The 18,103-nt window shown below is 65.3% G+C and carries 21 protein-coding genes; 15 read left to right on the plus strand and 6 right to left on the minus strand.

Features of this window, described 5'->3' with window-relative positions:
* Positions 1-188: 188 nt before the first annotated feature.
* The 11 genes from I6F12_RS14660 (at position 189) to I6F12_RS14710 (ending at position 8,254) form a co-directional block, all read left to right on the plus strand.
* Positions 189-785: a superoxide dismutase gene (locus I6F12_RS14660; RefSeq protein WP_027573470.1), complete on the plus strand. Its 597-nt coding sequence runs from the start codon at positions 189-191 to the stop codon at positions 783-785.
* A 258-nt stretch (positions 786-1,043) separates the two neighbouring features.
* Positions 1,044-1,655 (plus strand): permease, encoded by a 612-nt coding sequence (locus I6F12_RS14665; protein WP_225146336.1) that lies wholly within the window; start codon positions 1,044-1,046, stop codon positions 1,653-1,655.
* Positions 1,652-2,152 (plus strand): hypothetical protein, encoded by a 501-nt coding sequence (locus I6F12_RS14670; RefSeq protein WP_036036588.1) that lies wholly within the window; start codon positions 1,652-1,654, stop codon positions 2,150-2,152. The genes I6F12_RS14665 and I6F12_RS14670 overlap by 4 nt, the downstream gene beginning before the upstream one ends.
* A 56-nt stretch (positions 2,153-2,208) precedes the next feature.
* Positions 2,209-2,451 carry a hypothetical protein gene (locus I6F12_RS14675; RefSeq protein ID WP_035997699.1) on the plus strand — a complete coding sequence of 81 codons (243 nt, stop codon included), beginning with the start codon at positions 2,209-2,211 and terminating at the stop codon, positions 2,449-2,451.
* 2 nt (positions 2,452-2,453) lie between these two features.
* The gene (locus I6F12_RS14680) at positions 2,454-3,209 is read left to right on the plus strand and encodes an ABC transporter ATP-binding protein (RefSeq protein WP_035997701.1); all 756 of its coding nucleotides are present in this window, start codon (positions 2,454-2,456) and stop codon (positions 3,207-3,209) included.
* 6 nt (positions 3,210-3,215) lie between these two features.
* On the plus strand, positions 3,216-4,085 hold the full coding sequence (locus tag I6F12_RS14685) for a metal ABC transporter permease (protein ID WP_036021355.1): 870 nt from the start codon (positions 3,216-3,218) through the stop codon (positions 4,083-4,085).
* A 2-nt stretch (positions 4,086-4,087) separates the two neighbouring features.
* Positions 4,088-4,951 (plus strand): metal ABC transporter substrate-binding protein, encoded by an 864-nt coding sequence (locus I6F12_RS14690; RefSeq protein WP_225156844.1) that lies wholly within the window; start codon positions 4,088-4,090, stop codon positions 4,949-4,951.
* A 56-nt stretch (positions 4,952-5,007) separates the two neighbouring features.
* Entirely contained in the window at positions 5,008-6,048 is a 1,041-nt protein-coding gene (locus tag I6F12_RS14695; protein ID WP_035997707.1) for a GTP-binding protein, read from the plus strand.
* Complete coding sequence (locus I6F12_RS14700; RefSeq protein WP_225156703.1) at positions 6,048-7,067, plus strand: WD40 repeat domain-containing protein; 1,020 nt, start codon at positions 6,048-6,050, stop codon at positions 7,065-7,067. The genes I6F12_RS14695 and I6F12_RS14700 overlap by 1 nt, the downstream gene beginning before the upstream one ends.
* Before the next feature lie 30 nt (positions 7,068-7,097).
* Entirely contained in the window at positions 7,098-7,814 is a 717-nt protein-coding gene (locus I6F12_RS14705; protein WP_225156704.1) for an MgtC/SapB family protein, read from the plus strand.
* 101 nt (positions 7,815-7,915) lie between these two features.
* Positions 7,916-8,254 (plus strand): hypothetical protein, encoded by a 339-nt coding sequence (locus tag I6F12_RS14710; RefSeq protein ID WP_192893073.1) that lies wholly within the window; start codon positions 7,916-7,918, stop codon positions 8,252-8,254.
* A gap of 151 nt (positions 8,255-8,405) precedes the next feature.
* Here I6F12_RS14710 and I6F12_RS14715 read toward each other — a convergent pair whose 3' ends face one another.
* The 5 genes from I6F12_RS14715 to I6F12_RS14735 all read right to left on the minus strand — a co-directional run bounded on the left by I6F12_RS14715 (position 8,406) and on the right by I6F12_RS14735 (position 13,237).
* Entirely contained in the window at positions 8,406-9,848 is a 1,443-nt protein-coding gene (locus I6F12_RS14715; protein ID WP_225140974.1) for a homospermidine synthase, read from the minus strand.
* Positions 9,849-9,907: 59 nt separating this feature from the next.
* Positions 9,908-10,297, minus strand: a complete 390-nt coding sequence (locus tag I6F12_RS14720; protein ID WP_225156845.1) for a RidA family protein — start codon at positions 10,295-10,297, stop codon at positions 9,908-9,910.
* A 147-nt stretch (positions 10,298-10,444) separates the two neighbouring features.
* The gene (locus I6F12_RS14725; RefSeq protein WP_225156705.1) at positions 10,445-11,032 is read right to left on the minus strand and encodes an N-acetyltransferase; all 588 of its coding nucleotides are present in this window, start codon (positions 11,030-11,032) and stop codon (positions 10,445-10,447) included.
* Between the two features lie 134 nt (positions 11,033-11,166).
* Positions 11,167-12,309: a type III PLP-dependent enzyme gene (locus I6F12_RS14730; protein WP_035997723.1), complete on the minus strand. Its 1,143-nt coding sequence runs from the start codon at positions 12,307-12,309 to the stop codon at positions 11,167-11,169.
* A gap of 673 nt (positions 12,310-12,982) precedes the next feature.
* Complete coding sequence (locus tag I6F12_RS14735; RefSeq protein ID WP_035997726.1) at positions 12,983-13,237, minus strand: hypothetical protein; 255 nt, start codon at positions 13,235-13,237, stop codon at positions 12,983-12,985.
* A 136-nt stretch (positions 13,238-13,373) separates the two neighbouring features.
* Between I6F12_RS14735 and I6F12_RS14740 the strand changes: the two genes are divergently transcribed.
* Genes I6F12_RS14740 through I6F12_RS14755 form a run of 4 tightly spaced genes read left to right on the plus strand, consistent with a single transcriptional unit; the run spans position 13,374 to position 17,651 of the window.
* Complete coding sequence (locus I6F12_RS14740) at positions 13,374-15,455, plus strand: M3 family metallopeptidase (protein ID WP_225156706.1); 2,082 nt, start codon at positions 13,374-13,376, stop codon at positions 15,453-15,455.
* A complete protein-coding gene (locus I6F12_RS14745) occupies positions 15,455-16,093 on the plus strand; it encodes a DUF1007 family protein (protein WP_225156707.1) in 639 nt (212 codons plus the stop codon). Before I6F12_RS14740 ends, I6F12_RS14745 begins: the two co-directional genes overlap by 1 nt.
* Positions 16,090-17,205 (plus strand): nickel/cobalt transporter, encoded by a 1,116-nt coding sequence (locus I6F12_RS14750; protein WP_225156708.1) that lies wholly within the window; start codon positions 16,090-16,092, stop codon positions 17,203-17,205. The genes I6F12_RS14745 and I6F12_RS14750 overlap by 4 nt, the downstream gene beginning before the upstream one ends.
* An 8-nt stretch (positions 17,206-17,213) precedes the next feature.
* Positions 17,214-17,651, plus strand: a complete 438-nt coding sequence (locus I6F12_RS14755; protein WP_225156709.1) for a thioesterase family protein — start codon at positions 17,214-17,216, stop codon at positions 17,649-17,651.
* A gap of 6 nt (positions 17,652-17,657) precedes the next feature.
* On the opposite strand, the gene I6F12_RS14760 is transcribed toward I6F12_RS14755, so the two are convergent.
* Positions 17,658-18,056 carry an MAPEG family protein gene (locus tag I6F12_RS14760; RefSeq protein ID WP_035997738.1) on the minus strand — a complete coding sequence of 133 codons (399 nt, stop codon included), beginning with the start codon at positions 18,054-18,056 and terminating at the stop codon, positions 17,658-17,660.
* Positions 18,057-18,103 lie beyond the last annotated feature (47 nt).

The following is an 18,103-nucleotide window of genomic DNA, read 5'->3' on the forward strand; positions in this document are numbered from 1 at the left end:
CAAAGGCAATGATATTTTACAGCGAACCGCAGGCCTGATCGACACGGCCGGTTGCGACGAATTTGTGCATTCAGGCAGGACGCGCCAAGTCACGCTTTTCGCAAATTCTGAGGTATTTAATGGCGGCGGAACCTTCTATAAGGGGTGACCGTTAGAACTCGTTCCCCACCAGTTGCGGACAAGAAGCCATGACCTTTACGCTGCCCCCACTTCCTTACGCCTATGACGCCCTTGGCCAGTACATGTCGAAGGAGACGCTGGAATATCACCACGACAAGCATCATCAGGCCTACGTCACCAACGGCAACAACGCGCTCAAGGGGACCGAATGGGAAGGCAAGTCCCTTGAAGAGATCGTCAAGGGCTCGTTCGGCAAGAACCCCGCGGTGTTCAACAACGCCGGCCAGCACTACAACCACATCCACTTCTGGAGCTGGATGAAGCCCAATGGCGGCGGCACCAAGCTGCCGGGCAAGCTCGAGAAGAAGATCAACGAGGACCTCGGCGGCTTCGAGAAGTTCAAGACCGACTTCCAGGCGGCCGGCGTCGGCCAGTTCGGCTCCGGCTGGTGCTGGCTCCAGGTCAAGAACGGCAAGCTCGAGATCTCCAAGACCCCGAACGGCGAGAATCCGCTGGTGCACGGCGCCACACCGATCCTCGGCTGCGACGTCTGGGAGCACTCTTACTACATCGACTATCGCAATCGCCGTCCCGACTATCTCAAGGCGTTCGTCGAGAACCTCGTGAACTGGGAATACGTGGAGTCCCTGTTCGAGAAGGCGTGACAGGTGTCATTCCGGGGCGCGGGAAGCGCGAGCCCGGAATCCATTTGTCTGCTCGGGTGACGCCCGATGGATTCCGGGTTCGGCGCTGACGCGCCGCCCCGGAATGACAGAAACAAAGGCGGTCGCAGGCGCGACCGCCTTTTTGCTGTGCGGAATTGCCCTGCGTGGCGCGCGCATGGGTCTGTCGTCACACCGTTTGCATCGGGGGAACACCGCCCTTAATCAAAACGGGCATCACCCTTCGAGCGATCCAGCCCGTTGTCAGAACCTTCCCCGAACCATCCAGCGCCTTCCGGCGACGCGGAATCCGAGCCGCGGCCGGGCCGGGTCCGCAAGCCGATCGGCTGGTCGACCGTCATCATCGCAGCTCTGGTGGCGGTGAGTGCTGCACTGGTCTGGCGGCGGGACGGCACTGACGGCGTTCTGGACATCCTCACCCACGATCTCTCGCTGTTCTCGGGCATCCTGCCGCGCGTGCTCGCCGGCTGCCTGCTCGGGGCCTTCATCTCGGAGATCTTGCCGCACGAGAAGGTCTCGCGCTCGCTCGGGCCGAAATCCGGCCTGATGGGCCTGCTGATCGGCACCGCCTTCGGCGCGATTCTGCCCGGCGGTCCCTTCACCGCCTATCCGGTCGCGAGCGCACTGCTCGCGGTCGGCGCCGATTTCGGCGCCACCATCGCCATGGTCGTGAGCTGGACGCTGATCGGTTATGGCCGGGCGGTCGCCTGGGAAATCCCGATCATGGGCACCGATTTCACGCTGTGGCGGATCGTGATCTCGCTGCCGCTGCCGGTGCTCGCCGGCGCCCTCGGCCGCTTCGTCTATGTCAGGCTCTATCCGAAGCCGCTCGCGAAGGACGACGAGAGTTGAGCGCAGCGCTTCTGATCGACATCCTGCTGTGGGGCTCGGTGCTCGGCGTCGGGCTGATCGCCTTTCGTCGTGGGCGTCCGGTGTTCGTGGCCTCGCTGCGCGAGGGCACGATGGACTTCGTCAACATCGTGCCGCGGATCGCGCTTGGCGTGATCGGCTCCGGCTACATCGCGGCCATCATCCCGCAGGAGGTGATCACCGGCTGGCTGGGCCCGGATAGCGGCTGGCTCGGGGTTGCCACCGCCGTGGTCGCCGGCGCCGCCACGCCCGGCGGTCCCGTGGTCGGCTTCTCCATTGGCACCGTCGCGCTGAAGTCGGGCGGCGGGGTGCCGCAGGTGGTCGCCTATGTCGTCGCTTGGGCGCTGTTCGCCTTCCAGCGGGTGATCCTGTGGGAGATCCCGTTCATGCCCGCCCGTTTCGTCTGGTTCCGCTGCGCCGTCTCGGTGCCGTTCCCATTCGTGGCAGCCGCCATCGCCATGGTGATCGGCAAGCCCTGAGCCGCGATGTCAGTCCCGCCGTGGACAGGCGTAATGTTATAATATAACGTCCGCAAATGGCTCCCGCCGCGTCCCACGCCCACCAGCACGACCATGCTCATGGCCATTCCCATGGTCACGGCCATGGACATTCGCACGGGCACGATCACGCCCACGCCCATGTCCACGATGCGACGTCGCCGCATCCGGCCCAGACCGCGCCTTGGTCGATCCTGCGCATGACCATGGCGGGCCGTCTCGCGGCCGCGCTCGCGGTCTGTGCCGTGCTGTGGGGCATCGTCTTGCTGGCGATGAGGTGACGATGGCAGCGTTGCACTTTCACAACGTCACGCTCGGCTATGACCGGCACCCCGCCGTGCATCATCTCAGCGGCGAGGTCGCGCCGGGCGCGCTGGTTGCGGTGATCGGCCCGAACGGCGCCGGCAAGTCGACGCTGTTGCGCGGCATCGTCGGCATCCTCAAGCCGCTCGACGGCACGATCCATCTCGGCGGGCTCGATGCCCGCGACATCGCTTATCTGCCGCAAAGTGCGGAGATCGACCGCAGCTTCCCGATTTCGGTGTTCGATTTCGTCGGCACCGGGCTGTGGCGTGGCACAGGCCTGTTCGGCGGCATCGGCAAGGCCGCGCGCGACAAGATTCTCCGGGCAATCGGAGCCGTTGGCCTCAGCGGTTTCGAGAACCGCCCGATCGGCACGCTCTCCGGCGGTCAGATGCAGCGCGTGCTGTTCGCCCGTGTGCTGCTCCAGGATGCCAGCCTGATCGTGCTCGACGAGCCCTTCAACGCCATCGACAGCAAGACCACCGCCGATCTGCTCGCGCTGGTGAGGCGCTGGCATGGCGAGGGTCGCACCGTGCTCGCCGCGCTGCACGACATGGAGATGGTGCGCAATCATTTCACCGAAACGCTGGTGCTGGCGCGCGGCCCGGTCGCGTGGGGTCCGACGGCGGAGGTGCTGACGCCGGAAAATCTGCTGGTCGCGATGCGGATGTGCGAGGCCTTCGACGACAGCGCCGCGGCCTGCGCGGCCGATGATATCAGCTCGCGGGCGGCCTGATATCCGATGCTCTATGACGCGCTGATCGGTCCGTTCACCGAATTCGAGTTCATGCGGCGCGCGCTCGCCGCGGTGATTGCATTGGCGCTGGCGGGGGCGCCGATCGGCGTGTTCCTGATGCTGCGCCGGATGAGCCTCGTCGGCGACGCCATGGCGCACGCGATCCTGCCTGGCGCGGCGGTCGGTTTCCTGCTCTCCGGCCTCAATCTGTTCGCGATGACGGCCGGTGGCCTGGTCGCCGGCTTTGCCGTCGCGATCCTCGCTGGCGTGGTCGCACGCTCGACCGGGCTGAAGGAAGATGCCTCGCTCGCCACCTTCTATCTCGCTTCGCTTGCGCTCGGCGTCACCATCGTCTCGATCAAGGGCACCAACATCGATCTCCTGCACGTGCTGTTCGGCAACATCCTCGCAATGGACGATCAGACGCTGTTGGTGGTCGCCTTCAACGCCACGGTGACGCTGCTGGTGCTCGCGGTGATCTACCGCCCGCTGGTGATCGAGAGCGTCGATCCCCTGTTCCTGCGCACCGTGAGCCGCGCCGGCGGCCCCGCCCATCTCGCCTTCCTCGCGCTGGTCGTCATCAACCTCGTCAACGGCTTTCAGGCGCTGGGCACGTTGCTGGCGGTGGGGCTGATGATCCTGCCTGCGGGCATCGCAAGGTTCTGGTCGCGCGATCTCACCGCGATGATCTGCATCGCCGTCACTGCTGCTGCGGTGTCCGGCTATGCCGGCCTCGTGCTCTCATTTCAGACCCGCGTGCCCTCGGGCCCGGCGATCATCCTAGTGGCGACGGTGCTCTACATCGTCTCCGTCCTGTTCGGCCGTGTCGGCGGCATCGTCCGGCAGCTGTTTCCCGGCCGGCATCTGGAAGCATGACGATGCGGCTCATCCTGGTCTTTGCACTGTTGCTGATCGCCTCGCCGCTGCGGGCCGCGGAGCGCCTCAACGTCGTCGCGAGCTTCTCGATCCTCAGCGATTTCGTCCGCAATGTCGGTGGTGACCGCATCAACCTGACGACGCTGGTCGGGCCCGACGGCGACGTCCACGTCTATACGCCGGCCCCTAGCGATGCCAAGCGGGTCGCGGCGGCGAAGCTCGTCATCGTCAACGGGCTCGGGCTGGAGGGCTGGCTGCCGCGCCTCGTGCAATCCGCAGGGAGCAAGGCCAAGGTGATCACCGCGAGCACCGGCATCGCGCCGCTGAAGCTGGGCTCGGCCGCTGATCCCCACGCCTGGCAGTCTATCCCGAACGCCAAGATCTACGTCACCGACATTGCGAGCGCGCTCGCCACGGCCGCTCCTGACGATGCGGAGTTCTTCCGCGCCCAGGCCAAGGCCTATCTGGAAAAGCTCGAAGCCCTCGATCGCGAGGTCCGCGACGCCGTCGCAAAAATCCCGCCGGAGCGGCGCAAGGTGATCTCCACCCATGACGCCTTCGGCTATTTCTCCAGCGAATACGGTATCCGATTCATCGCCCCCCGGGGCGTCTCCACGGAGAGCGAGCCGAGCGCGCGAGATATCGCCGCCATCATCGGCCAGATCAAGGCCGCGAGGATCCCGGCCGTGTTCCTTGAAAATATCAGCGACGATCGCCTGATCCGGCGGATCGCCGCCGAGACCGGCGCCAAGGTCGGTGGCACCCTGGTTTCGGACGGTTTGACCGGCGAAAAGGGCCCTGCACCCACTTACATTGACATGGTCAGGCACAATATAAAGGCCCTGACCAGCGCGCTTGACCATTAGGGCAGGGGCCACCCCGCCTCGCGTCGCGCGAAAAAGCCTTGAAGTCCGGAGTTGTTATGTCTGACGCGACCTCCCAGAAGATTCCCGTGACCGTGCTGACCGGCTATCTCGGCGCCGGCAAGACCACGCTGCTCAACCGCATCCTGTCGGAGAACCACGGCAAGAAATACGCTGTCATCGTCAACGAATTCGGCGAGATCGGCATCGACAACGACCTCATCATCGGCGCCGATGAGGAAGTGTTCGAGATGAACAACGGCTGCATCTGCTGCACCGTACGAGGCGACCTCGTCCGCATCATGGACGGCCTGATGAAGCGCAAGGGCAAGTTCGACGCCATCATCGTCGAGACCACCGGTCTTGCCGATCCCGCCCCCGTCGCGCAGACTTTCTTCGTCGATGAGGACGTGCAGAAGAACGCCCGGCTCGATGCGGTCGTGACGGTCGCCGACGCCAAATGGCTGTCCGACCGTTTGAAGGATGCACCAGAGGCCAAGAACCAGATCGCCTTTGCCGACGTCATCGTTCTGAACAAGACCGACCTCGTCAACAAGGGCGAGCTCGCCGAGGTCGAGGCCCGCATCCGCGGCATCAATCCCTATGCGAAGCTCCATCGCACCGAGCGCTGCGCGGTGGCGCTGGCCGACGTGCTCGACCGCGGCGCCTTCGATCTCGACCGCATCCTCGACATCGAGCCGGCTTTCCTGGAGGCCGACGATCATGACCACGATCATGATCATCACGGCCACGATCACCATCACCATGATCACGGCCACGGTCTGAAGCACTATCACGACGAGGAGATGCAGTCGCTCTCGCTCAAGACCGACAAGCCGCTCGATCCCAACGTGTTCATGCCCTGGCTGCAGAACCTGGTGCAGGTCGAGGGCGGCAAGATCCTGCGCTCCAAGGGCATCCTCGCCTTCCACGACGACGACGATCGCTACGTCTTCCAGGGCGTCCACATGATGCTGGAGGGCAACCACCAGCGGAAGTGGAAGGAGGGCGAGCCGCGCGAGAGCCGCCTCGTCTTCATCGGCCGCGAATTGCCCGAAGAGGCGATCCGCAAGGGTTTCGAGAGCTGCATCGTCTCGTGATGAAAGAGTTTACGCCCGCGCCCGAGTCCGCTTCGATCGTTTCCGTCACCGACCGCGTCAAGCCGATTGCGCTCGGCATGGCCGTGACCTCGGTGCATTTCCTGAAGGATCGCGCTGCCTTCGTCGGCGGCGAGGAGAACGTCGCATTCGTCGATGCCAATTGCGAGATCACCACGGTTGCCGTGCATAGCGGCGGCATTCTCTCGACCGCCTCCGACGGCAAGCGTCTCGTCATGGGCGGCGACGACGGCAAGGTCGTCTCGATCGATGCCAAGGGCGAGGTGACGCTGCTCGCCACCGATCCCAAGCGGCGCTGGATCGACGCGGTGGCGCTGCACGCCGACGGCGCGTTCGCCTGGTCGGCCGGCAAGACCGCGACCGTCAAGAGCGGCAAGGCTGAGGAGAAGTCGATCGACGTGCCCTCGACGGTCGGCGGCCTTGCCTTCGCGCCGAAGGGCCTGCGGCTCGCAATCGCGCATTACAACGGCGTGACGCTGTGGTTTCCGAACATGGCGGGATCGGCCGAATTCCTGCCCTGGGCCGGCTCGCATCACGCGGTCACCTTCAGCCCCGACAACAAATTCCTGGTCACCGCCATGCACGAGCCGGCGCTGCACGGCTGGCGGCTCGCCGACAACAGGCACATGCGCATGACCGGCTATCCGGGCCGCGTCCGCTCGATGTCGTGGAGCGCCGGCGGCAAGGGGCTGGCGACCTCGGGCGCCGACACGGTGATCATCTGGCCGTTCGGCAGCAAGGACGGTCCGATGGGCAAGGAGCCCGCGATGCTCGCGCCGCTGCAGGCGCGCGTCTCCGCGGTCGCCTGTCATCCCAAGAACGACATCCTCGCCGCCGGTTACAGCGATGGCACCGTGCTGATGGTCCGTCTGGAGGATGGCGCGGAGATCCTGGTCCGCCGCAATGGCACGCCGCCGGTGGCCGCGATCGCCTGGAACGCCAAAGGCACGCTGCTGGCCTTTGCCGACGAAAATGGGGACGGCGGTCTGCTCGAGCTTTAATCTGTCATGGTTCCCGCCGTATAGGGAACCATGCGATTTCTGACGACCTTCCAGCTTGCCGACTTTGGCGACACCCTGGTCAGCCTGATCACGGCCTTCGTGCTGGGCACGCTGATCGGCGCCGAACGGCAATACCGTCAGCGCACCGCGGGGCTGCGCACCAACGTGCTGGTCGCGGTGGGCGCTGCCGCCTTCGTCGATCTCGCCATGCAGCTGGATGGCGCCGACGGCGCGGTCCGGGTGATCGCCTATGTCGTCTCCGGCATCGGCTTCCTGGGAGCCGGCGTCATCATGAAGCAGGGCATGGATGTGCGCGGGCTCAACACCGCGGCGACGCTGTGGGCCTCGGCCGCGGTCGGCTCCTGTGCGGGCGCCGACATGATCGCACAGGCGGCCGCGCTGACCGTGTTCGTCATCGCCGGCAACACCATGCTGCGCCCGCTGGTCAACGCCATCAACCGCATCCCGCTGAACGAGAAGGCGCTGGAGGCGACCTACTATCTCAAGCTCGCAGTTGCGGCCGACGCCTTGCCCGACATGCGTGACCGCCTCGTCGACAAGCTCGAAGCGGCGAAATATGCCGTGGCCGATATCGAAGTCGCCGAGATCAGGGAGGGCATTCTGGAGATCGCCGCCAAGCTGGTTGCGACCGCGGTCGACCCGAACGAGCTGAACGCGGTCGCGACCGATCTGCAGCATCTGCCAGGCGTCCGGCATGCAACATGGGAAGTCAGCACGACGGAGTAGCGCGGCGTTTTGGCGCGTGCGGGTGGGTTCCGCGCGTTTTCAGGTTCCGGAACCGGCGCGCCCCAGTTTCGTTGATTCCGCGAACAAAGGCGGTGATCGACATGCCCGGCCGAGATGACAAACGTAGACTGAAGCTCAACCTGACAATCGCCGGTGCGCTGTTCGCAGCAGGCGTTGCGGTGTCGGTGATGTCCCTGGCGCAAATCCGCGCCGAAAGCCGCATGCAGCTGGCGCAGGCGACGCCCCCGCTCCAGGGCACCCCGTCCGACGAACAGAGCAAGGTGCCCGCGGAGGCGAAGCCCGGCGGTGATCGCCCGACCACGCCGGCCCCCGAGCCGGCACGGCCGGATCCGCAGACTCAGGGCGCGGCTGGTGCGGCCAAACCGGCGCTGCCGCCGGCCCCGGCCGAGAAGATCGCGCCGCCGATGGAGAAGAAGTAGTTTTTCCGGTCATTCCGGGGCGCGCGAAGCGCGAACTACGGTGCGCAATTGCGCACCGGAGAATCCATTTACCTGCAGAGTCTGCCGCCCGATGGATTCCGGGCTCGCGCCAAGTGGCGCGCCCCGGAATGACGGGCGGAGAGAGCCCGCCTCACCGCACCAGAATATTCCGGAACTGCCAGGGATCGCTGGTGTCGATATCTTCCGGGAACAGTCCCGGACGATCCGTCAACGGGGTCCAGTCGGTATAAAAGCCCTTCACCGGGCCGAGATAGGGCAGCTGAATTTCGAGCAGGCGCTCGAAATCCATCTCGTCGGCCTCGACGATGCCTTCGTTCGGGTTCTCCAGCGCCCAGACCATGCCGCCGAGCACGGCGGAGGTCACCTGCAGGCCGGTGGCGTTCTGGTAGGGCGCGAGCTCGCGGGTCTCTTCGATGGAGAGCTGCGAGCCGAACCAATAGGCGTTCTTGTCATGGCCGAACAGCAGCACGCCGAGCTCGTCGATGCCGTCGACGATCTCGTTCTCGTCGAGGATGTGGTGCTTCTCCTGCATCTTCCCGGCGCGGCCGAACATTTCATGCAGCGACAGCACGGCATCGTCGGCCGGATGGTAGGCATAGTGGCAGGTCGGCCGGTAAATCGCCTTGCCCGACGCATCGCGCACGGTGAAGTAATCGGCGATCGAGATCGACTCGTTGTGGGTGACGAGGAAGCCATACTGGGCGCCGCGGGTCGGGCACCAGGTGCGCACGCGCGTGTTGGCGCCGGGCTGCATCAGATAGATGGCAGCGCCGCAGCCGGCTTCATGGGTGTGCGCATTCTCGGGCATCCATTTCTCGTGGGTGCCCCAGCCGAGCTCGGATGGCTGCATGCCTTCCGACAGGAAGCCTTCCACCGACCAGGTGTTGACGAAGACGTCCGGCTCCTTCGGCTTCTTCGAGCGCTGGGTGTCGCGCTCGGCGATGTGGATGCCCTTGATGCCGGCCTGCCGCATCAAATCCGCCCATTCGCCCTTGGTCTTCGGCCTGGGTGCATTGAGCTTCAGATCGGTGGCGACATTGAGCAGCGCCTGCTTGACGAAGAAGGAGACCATGCCGGGATTGGCGCCGCAGCAGGAGATGGCCGTGGTCGAGCCGGCGGGACGGGCCTTCTTGGCGGCCAGCGTCGTTTCGCGTAGCGCGTAATTGGAGCGCGCTTCCGGACCCTTCGAGGAATCGAAATAGAAGCCAAGCCAGGGCTCGTTGACGGTGTCGATGTAGAGCGCGCCGAGCTCGTTGCAGAGCTCCATGATGTCGGTCGAGCCGGTATCGACCGACAGATTGACGCAGAACCCCTGGCCGCCGCCCTCGGTGAGCAGCGGGGTCAGCACCTCGCGGTAATTGTCCTTGGTCAGCCCTTTCTGGATGAAGCGGACATTGTGCTTCTCGCAAAGCGCCTTGCGGCCCTCGTCCTTGGGGTCGAGCACGGTGATGCGGGACTTGTCGTAATCGAGATGCCGCTCGATCAGGGGCAGCGTGCCTTTGCCGATGGAGCCGAAGCCGACCATGACGATGGGGCCGGTGATCTTCGCGTAGATCTGCGAGGGAGGGCTCATGGGATGGATTCTCCGGAACGTGCTGGCAGTGAGGGATGGATCAGGCGCTGCAGCGCTTGTCAGATGCTGCGGCGCTTGGCGGTGACTTCAATCTCGACCTTCATCTCGGGCCTCGCCAGGGCAGAGACGACCAGCAAGGTCGCCGCCGGCCTGATGTCGCCGAGGACCTCGCCGCAGACGGCGAAGTGGGCATCGATATAGCTGGCGTCGGTCACGTAATAGGTCGCACGGACGATATCGGCCATCTCGAATCCGCCCTCCTGCAGGGCGGCTGCGATGGTCTTGAAGCAGTTGCGTGACTGGCTCGTGACATCTGATGGCATCGTCATCGTGGTGTAGTCATAGCCGGTCGTTCCCGCGACGAAGGCGAACTCGCCGTCGATCACGGCACGGCTGTAGCCGACGGACTTCTCGAGCGGGGAGCCGGTGGAGATCAGGCGACGGGACATGGTCATGGGCCTCGACTGAAGGGGGTGTTTCGCGGGGTTAAAGGGCGTTTCCGACGCCTGCGCAACCCCAAAGGAACGGGCCTCGCGCAGGCGCGGCAGGGCGTTGCCGCTCAATGCGGCTGCGGTCGTCGCTACACGAGCGATCCCTCAGGCCGCGTGCGCCTCAGGCGCGCGAACCGACCTCCGTTTGGGCAGGGCCGCGCCGGTCGGGACGATCATCCCGGCGGCGCTATCAAGCGCGCCATCAGTGAACTCGATCGCCAGCAGGCGGTTGCGCTCGAACGGGCCGGGCAGCGACAGCTCGGCGGTCTTCTCGGCTGTGAAGCCGAAGCGGGCGTAATAGGGGGCATCGCCGAGCAGGATCACGGCGCCATGCCCGCGCGCCCGGGCGGCAGCCAGCGCTTGTTGCATCAGCGCGGCGCCGATCCCGAGCTCGCGGCAGGCAGGGTCGACCGCCAGCGGTCCGAGGACCAGAGCGGGCCTGCCTCCGGCGCTGACATGCCACAGCCGCACGGTTCCCACGAGCTTGCCCTCGCGCATCGCCGACAGGGCAAGGCCTGCAGCGGGCGCGCGTCCGTCGCGCAGGCGCTGGCAGGTGCGGCCATGGCGGTTCTCGCCAAAGCAGGCATCGAGCAGCGCTTCACGCGTCGCGACGTCTCCAGCACGTTCCGCACGGATCACGAACGGAGCGGCTTTCGAGGTGAGGGCAACTTGCGGCTTCCGAGGAGCAGTCATGGCACGTCAGTCCCCGCTTGAACCGGCGTGCGCACAGCACGCCTGTCCAAGACGTCGTCAGAAATCGAGATGTTGGATGAGGAGCCGGCGGACCGGCTCCCGGGTTCGTCAGGCCTCTGGAAAAGAGAGGCGGATCAGATGTGGTACGTCCGCAGCGGCGGAATGCCGTTGAACGCCACCGACGAGTAGGTCGACGTATAAGCCCCGGTGCCTTCGATCAGCACCTTGTCGCCGATCTCGAGCGTCACCGGAAGCGGATACGGGGTCTTCTCGTACAGCACATCGGCGCTGTCGCAGGTCGGACCTGCGAGCACGCACGGGGTCATGTCCGCGCCGTCGTGACGGGTGCGGATGGCGTAGCGGATCGACTCGTCCATGGTCTCGGCGAGACCGCCGAACTTGCCGATGTCCAGGTACACCCAGCGCACCTCGTCCTCATCGCTCTTCTTCGAGATGAGCACGACCTCGGATTCGATGATGCCGGCGTTGCCCACCATGCCGCGGCCCGGCTCGATGATGGTCTCCGGGATCTGGTTGCCGAAGTGCTTGCGCAGCGCGCGGAAGATCGAGCGGCCGTAGGTGACGACCGGCGGCACGTCCTTCAGGTACTTGGTCGGGAAGCCGCCGCCCATGTTGACCATGGACAGGTTGATGCCGCGTTCGGCGCAGTCGCGGAACACCTGCGAGGCCATCGCCAGTGCACGGTCCCACGCCTTCACCTTGCGCTGTTGCGAGCCGACATGGAAGGAGATGCCGCACGGCTCCAGGCCCAGGCGCTTGGCGAGGTCGAGCACCTCGACCGCCATCTCCGGGTCGCAGCCGAACTTGCGCGACAGCGGCCACTCGGCGCCGGCGCAGTCATAGAGGATGCGGCAGAACACCTTCGCACCGGGAGCGGCGCGGGCGATCTTCTCGACCTCGGCGGCGCAATCGACCGCGAACAGGCGAATGCCGAGCGCGAAGGCGCGAGCGATGTCGCGCTCCTTCTTGATCGTGTTGCCGAAGGAGATGCGGTCGGGCGTCGCACCCGCAGCCAGCGCCATCTCGATCTCGGCGACCGTGGCGGTGTCGAAGCAGGAGCCCATGGACGCCAGCAAGGCCAGCACTTCCGGCGCCGGGTTCGCCTTGACGGCATAGAACACGCGGCTGTCGGGCAGCGCCTTGGCGAAGCTCTGGTAATTGTCGCGCACGACCTCGAGGTCGACGACGAGGCACGGCTCGGTGTCGAGGCCTTCGTTGCGGCGGTTGCGCAGGAATTCCTGGATACGTTCGGTCATGGCACTCTCCAACGGTCCCAGCGACGGGAGCCGTATCAACGTGACGTCTGATGAGAGTGCTTCGGCCGCATCGCGCGATGGAGGCGCGCTGGGGCCAAAAAACTCAAACCAGACTGTGCTGCCGTGGATTGGTTGGGAGAGTTTCCCGCCCGCTCACCTGGCAATGAAGGACAAGCCTTTTCAGTAGCCCGCGCCGGCGTTGGACTGCCGGTAGAGACCAAAAAAGCCCGATCCGTCGTTGCTTTAAGTCGCGTCCCCCGTTGAGAGCGGGGTGCGCCGGTTCGCCTCCGGCTGCCAGTCACGGTTGCAAAGAGCGAAGTCACCTTCGACATGGCATCTCTTTGAGAGAGATGCTGGGCGCTCCGGGTTTGCTTCGGTCGCTCGACGTTTCAGTCTCGACTTCCGCACTTCCGAAGAGCCCCTCGGCTTCTTCACCCCTTGGCGGCTGTCCGGCCTCTTGTCCGGATACCTACCGACTGACACACGACCACAGGCACGTGCGAAATTGGGCAAGTCCGCACATAAGCGTTTTGACTCTGGTTCGCAAGAATTTTTTTAGGCTGCGGACAGGATTGCCTAACATCTGCTTGCGCACTGTTGCGCGAGCGACGCGGAAGATGAACGCGCGTTAAGTTTTCGCCGCGCAGCGCGTGCTGCCCACGCGCGAGACGCGTCAGCCGCGCTTGGTGAAGGGCTCGATGCGCTGAGCGCCGCGGATGAAGGCGGTCATCACGAGCACGCCGAGTGCGAACAGCACGGCCTGCAGGATATGGGCGCCTTGGTCGCCGAGCCCGAACAGGATCGCGAGTGCCCAGCCGCCGGCAAAGGCCGCGCCGAACACCTCCGCGCCGATCAGGATGGCGGCGCTGATGACGGTGATGACGCTGGACCAGACGATCTGGCGGGACGATGAAGAAGGCGCGTTCATGGCTTCAGAGGGTCCTGGCTTCGAGGGCCGCAATCTCCCCGAAAAGGCGGCCGGGGGCAAGGGCAAACGGCCCAAAAAAGCCCCACGCGTGCTATAGCTGGCCGCAACAATCGAGCCACGAAATCCGGGACTTGCGATGTCAGAAACCCGCCAAACTACGGACGCCGAGACCAATCCGCTGCTGAAGGCCTGGGTGACGCCGTTCGCGACCCCGCCCTTCGACGAGATCAAGCCGGAGCATTTCCTGCCGGCCTTCGAGCAGGCCTTCGCCGACCACGCCGCCGAAATCGCGGCGATCACCAACGATCCCGCGGCGCCCGACTTCGCCAACACCATCACGGCGCTGGAGCGCTCGGGCAAGCTCCTGAGCAAGGTCGCGGCGGTCTTCTACGACCTCGTCTCGGCGCATTCCAACCCGGCCATCCTGGAGATCGACAAGGAGGTCTCCTTGCGGATGGCGCGGCACTGGAATCCGATCATGATGAACGCCGTGCTGTTCGGCCGCATCGCCCATCTGCACGAGAACCGCGCGGGTCTCGGTCTCACGCCCGAGCAGATCCGTCTGCTGGAGCGCACCTACACCCGCTTCCACCGCTCCGGCGCCGGCCTCTCCGAGGAGGCCAAGACGCGGATGGCCGAGATCAACGAGCGGCTGGCCCAGCTCGGCACCAGCTTCAGCCACCATTTGCTCGGCGACGAGCAGGACTGGTTCCTGGAGCTTGGGGAGTCCGACCGCCAGGGCCTGCCCGAGAGCTTCGTCGCCAGCGCCAAGGCTGCGGCGGAAGAGCGCGGCATGGCAGGCAAGGCCATCGTCACGCTGTCGCGCTCCTCGGTCGAAACGTTCCTGAAGAGCTCCGCCCGGCGTGACCTCCGCGAGAAGGTCTACAAGGCCTTCATCGCGCGCGGCGACAACGGCAACGCCAATGACAACAATGCGACCATTGTCGAGATCCTGAAGCTGCGCGAGGAGAGCGCCGGGCTCCTGGGCTATCCGACCTACGCCGCCTACCGGCTCGAGGACTCCATGGCCAAGACGCCGGACGCGGTGCGCGGCCTGTTGGAGCGGGTCTGGAAGCCGGCCCGCGCCCGCGCGCTTGCCGACCGTGACGAGATGCAGGCGCTGATCGCGGAGGAGGGCGGCAATTTCAAGCTCGCCCCTTGGGACTGGCGCTTCTACGCCGAGAAGCTGCGTCTGCAGCGCGCCAATTTCGACGATTCCGCGATCAAGCCGTATCTCGGTCTCGACAACATGATCGCCGCCGCCTTCGACTGCGCCACGCGCCTGTTCGGCGTCACCTTCGAGGAGCGCGAGGACGTTCCGGTCTGGCACCCGGACGTCCGGGTCTGGGAGATGAAGGACAGGGGCGGCAAGCACAAGGCGCTGTTCTATGGCGACTACTTCGCCCGGCCGTCCAAGCGCTCCGGCGCCTGGATGACCTCGCTGCGCGACCAGCAGAAGCTCGACGGCGACGTCGCGCCGCTGGTTCTCAACATCTGCAATTTCGCCAAGGGCGCCGGCGGCGAGCCGTCGCTGCTGTCGCCCGACGATGCCCGCACCCTGTTCCACGAGTTCGGCCACGGCCTGCACGGCATGCTCTCCAACGTGACCTATCCCTCGCTGTCGGGCACCTCCGTGTTCACCGACTTCGTCGAGCTGCCGTCACAGCTCTACGAGCACTGGCAGGAGCGGCCCGAGGTGCTGCAGAAGTTCGCCCGCCACTACCAGACCGGCGAGCCGCTGCCGGACGACCTGCTGCAACGCTTCCTCGCCGCGCGAAAATTCAACCAGGGCTTTGCCACGGTCGAGTTCGTCTCCTCGGCGCTGGTCGACCTGGAATTCCACACCCAGCCGGCCGCCGCCGCGCAGGATGTCCGCGCCTTCGAGCGACGCGAACTGGAGAAGATCGGCATGCCCGAGGAGATCGCGCTGCGTCATCGCCCCACGCAGTTCGGCCATATCTTCACCGGCGACCACTACGCTGCCGGCTATTACAGCTACATGTGGTCGGAGGTGATGGACGCCGACGCCTTCGGCGCGTTCGAGGAGGCCGGCGACATCTTCGATCCCGCCGTGGCCAAGCGCCTGCACGACGACATCTATTCGTCGGGCGGATCGGTCGATCCGGAAGCCGCCTACGAGGCGTTCCGCGGCCGCCCGCCGGAGCCGGATGCGCTGCTCCGCCGCCGCGGCCTGCTCGAAGACGCCAGGGCGGCCTGATGAACATGCGCGCCCTGTTCGGATGCCTGCTCGCCGCCGCGATGTCGCTCGCGGCCGGGGCAGCGAATGCACATCCGCATGTCTGGATCACCGCCACCAGCGAATTGCTCTATGCCGCCGACGGCAGCATCACCGGCGTGCGCCATGCCTGGACCTTCGACGACATGTTCTCGGCCTATGCGGTGCAGGGGCTCGAGAGCAAGACCAAGGGCGCCTATACGAGCGAGGAGCTCAAGCCCCTGGCGCAGACCAATGTCGAGTCGCTGAAGGAATACGCCTACTTCACCTTCGCGCGAGCCGACGGCAAGAAGGAGCGGTTCCAGGAGCCGGTCGACTATTTCCTCGACTACAAGGACACCGTGCTGACCCTGCACTTCACCTTGCCGCTGAAGAATCCGGTCAAGCCCAGGCAGCTGGTGCTCGAAGTGTTCGACCGCTCCTTCTTCATCGACTTCCAGATGGCCAAGGACAGTCCGGTTAAGCTGGTCGGTGCGCCCGCGGGGTGCCAGATGAAGCTGGAGCGGCCGAACGACGGCACCGCGAGCGCGCAGAAGCTGAACGAGCAGACCTTCCTGAACGGTGAGAACTCGAATTTCGGCATGATGTTCGCCAACAAGATCACGGTGGATTGCCCTTGAAGCCGCAACTCTCTCCGCTTGCGCGTGGGCTGCTCGCCACTGCCGCTGTGCTGCTGGTCGTGGCCGTGACTGATGCCGCTCTTCATGATCTTCTCGCGCAAAACCCGTTCGGTGCGCCGCGACCAGCGCAGGCGGCCGAGCCTGAAGCGAGCGGCCTCATCGGCTGGCTGCTCGCCAAGCAGTCGGAATTCTATCGCCAGATGTCGGCAACCATCCGCGCCGCGAAGTCCGATGGCTCGGCGGTGTGGACGCTGCTGTTCATCTCGTTCGCCTACGGCATCTTCCACGCCGCCGGTCCCGGCCACGGCAAGGCGGTGATCGCCTCCTATCTGGTCGCCAACCGCGAGACGGCGCGGCGCGGCATCGCGCTGTCCTTTGCCTCGGCCCTGATGCAGTCGCTGGTCGCGATCCTCATCGTCGGCATCTCGGCCTGGCTGCTGAATGCGACGGCCAAGACGATGTGCAAGGCGGAAGGCGCGATCGAGATTGCGAGCTACGCCCTGATCGCGCTGTTCGGCCTGCGCCTGGTCTGGGTCAAGGGTCGCACCTTCATCCGCGCATTTCAGGCCATCCAGCCGGTGCCGGCGATGGCGGGCGTGCCGCACGACCATGATCACCACCATCATGATGCGCATGATCATCATCACCACGATCACGGCCATGATCAACACCATGGCCACGGCCACGCTCACCATCACCACGGGCACGACCACGTCCACGACGAGCATTGCGGCCATTCCCACGGACCCACGCCAAGCGAACTCGCCGGCCCCGGCGGCTGGCGGCGCGGCTTCGCTGCGATCCTGACCGTCGGCATCCGCCCCTGCTCGGGCGCAATCCTGGTCCTGGTGTTCGCGCTGGCGCAGGGCCTGTTCTGGGCAGGGATCGCCGCGACATTCCTGATGGGGTTGGGCACCGCGATCACGGTGGCGGCCATTGCTGTCGTCGCCGTCTACGCCAAGGACATTGCCGCCCGCCTCAGCGCCGGACGCGACGGCGGTGGCGCGCTGTTTATGCGCGGCATCGAGTTCGGCGCCGCGAGTCTGGTCCTGCTGTTCGGCGTCGGCCTCCTGTTCGGCTACATCGCCGCCGAACGGACCACGTGTTTTTGAGGCGATAGATGTCGCGCGAACACTTCTGGTTCTTCCATCCGTTCCGGGTGCGCTATTCCGAGATCGACGGCCAGGGCGTCGTCTTCAACGCGCATTATTTGACCTATTTCGACACCACCATCACCGAATATTTCCGCGCGCTCGGCTTCGACCAATATGCGGATGCAAAGGCGAGCGGCATCGATTTCCACGTCGTCAAATCGCTGATCGAGTACAAGGCGCCTGTTAGGTTCGACTGGGAACTCGACGTCGGCGCGCGCGTGGCGCGGATCGGCAATTCGAGCCTCCTGTTCGAGCTCGCCATCTTCCGGAAGGGCGGCACTGAGGCTCTGGTAACCGGCGAGATCGCCTGGGTCTACACGGACCAGAACACCCATCGTCCGGTCACGATCCCGGCATCAATGCGGGCACTGATCGCGACGCGAGAACGCCATCTTTCGGCGTGAAGCCGCTCACACCGGCAGAAACCGCTTCAATGCCGGCATGAAGAAGATGCCGAGATTGATCGCAAAGCCGATGCTCCAGAGGATCGAGCGCAGCGTCGGGCGGTTGCCGAGATACGTCAGCACATAGGCAATCCGCACGATCAGGAACAGCGCCGCGAGCTCGTCGATCAGCCGCTGCGGCGCTTCCCTGTATTCGGCGAGCAGCACCGCGAACGCAAAGAACGGAAACGTCTCGATGCCGTTCTGGTGCGCGCCAAGCGCGCGTTGCGACAGGGCGTCCTCATAGAAGGCGGGGTCGCGCGGCCGGGAATTGTCGAAGCGGCGAAACCTGATCCATTTGACCGTGACGATCGTCGACAGATAGAGCAGCAGCGCCCCGAAGACGCACCATTCCGCGAGTGTCATCCTGCCTCCCCCCGCTTGGGTGCGACCCTAGCGAACCCCGGCTCATC

It is taken from the genome of Bradyrhizobium sp. IC4059 (genome assembly GCF_020193615.1).
GTDB classification, from domain to species: Bacteria; Pseudomonadota; Alphaproteobacteria; order Rhizobiales; family Xanthobacteraceae; genus Bradyrhizobium; species Bradyrhizobium yuanmingense.

What these genes read in the sequence shown, in the direction of transcription:
- I6F12_RS14660 (WP_027573470.1), top strand. Translation starts at nt 189, where the DNA reads ATGACCTTTACGCTGCCCCCACTTCCTTACGCCTATGACGCCCTTGGC.
- I6F12_RS14675 (WP_035997699.1), top strand. Translation starts at nt 2,209, where the DNA reads ATGGCTCCCGCCGCGTCCCACGCCCACCAGCACGACCATGCTCATGGC.
- I6F12_RS14680 (WP_035997701.1), top strand. Translation starts at nt 2,454, where the DNA reads ATGGCAGCGTTGCACTTTCACAACGTCACGCTCGGCTATGACCGGCAC.
- I6F12_RS14685 (WP_036021355.1), top strand. Translation starts at nt 3,216, where the DNA reads ATGCTCTATGACGCGCTGATCGGTCCGTTCACCGAATTCGAGTTCATG.
- I6F12_RS14690 (WP_225156844.1), top strand. Translation starts at nt 4,088, where the DNA reads ATGCGGCTCATCCTGGTCTTTGCACTGTTGCTGATCGCCTCGCCGCTG.
- I6F12_RS14695 (WP_035997707.1), top strand. Translation starts at nt 5,008, where the DNA reads ATGTCTGACGCGACCTCCCAGAAGATTCCCGTGACCGTGCTGACCGGC.
- I6F12_RS14700 (WP_225156703.1), top strand. Translation starts at nt 6,048, where the DNA reads ATGAAAGAGTTTACGCCCGCGCCCGAGTCCGCTTCGATCGTTTCCGTC.
- I6F12_RS14705 (WP_225156704.1), top strand. Translation starts at nt 7,098, where the DNA reads ATGCGATTTCTGACGACCTTCCAGCTTGCCGACTTTGGCGACACCCTG.
- I6F12_RS14710 (WP_192893073.1), top strand. Translation starts at nt 7,916, where the DNA reads ATGCCCGGCCGAGATGACAAACGTAGACTGAAGCTCAACCTGACAATC.
- I6F12_RS14715 (WP_225140974.1), bottom strand. Translation starts at nt 9,848, where the DNA reads ATGAGCCCTCCCTCGCAGATCTACGCGAAGATCACCGGCCCCATCGTC.
- I6F12_RS14720 (WP_225156845.1), bottom strand. Translation starts at nt 10,297, where the DNA reads ATGTCCCGTCGCCTGATCTCCACCGGCTCCCCGCTCGAGAAGTCCGTC.
- I6F12_RS14725 (WP_225156705.1), bottom strand. Translation starts at nt 11,032, where the DNA reads ATGACTGCTCCTCGGAAGCCGCAAGTTGCCCTCACCTCGAAAGCCGCT.
- I6F12_RS14730 (WP_035997723.1), bottom strand. Translation starts at nt 12,309, where the DNA reads ATGACCGAACGTATCCAGGAATTCCTGCGCAACCGCCGCAACGAAGGC.
- I6F12_RS14735 (WP_035997726.1), bottom strand. Translation starts at nt 13,237, where the DNA reads ATGAACGCGCCTTCTTCATCGTCCCGCCAGATCGTCTGGTCCAGCGTC.
- I6F12_RS14740 (WP_225156706.1), top strand. Translation starts at nt 13,374, where the DNA reads ATGTCAGAAACCCGCCAAACTACGGACGCCGAGACCAATCCGCTGCTG.
- I6F12_RS14745 (WP_225156707.1), top strand. Translation starts at nt 15,455, where the DNA reads ATGAACATGCGCGCCCTGTTCGGATGCCTGCTCGCCGCCGCGATGTCG.
- I6F12_RS14755 (WP_225156709.1), top strand. Translation starts at nt 17,214, where the DNA reads ATGTCGCGCGAACACTTCTGGTTCTTCCATCCGTTCCGGGTGCGCTAT.
- I6F12_RS14760 (WP_035997738.1), bottom strand. Translation starts at nt 18,056, where the DNA reads ATGACACTCGCGGAATGGTGCGTCTTCGGGGCGCTGCTGCTCTATCTG.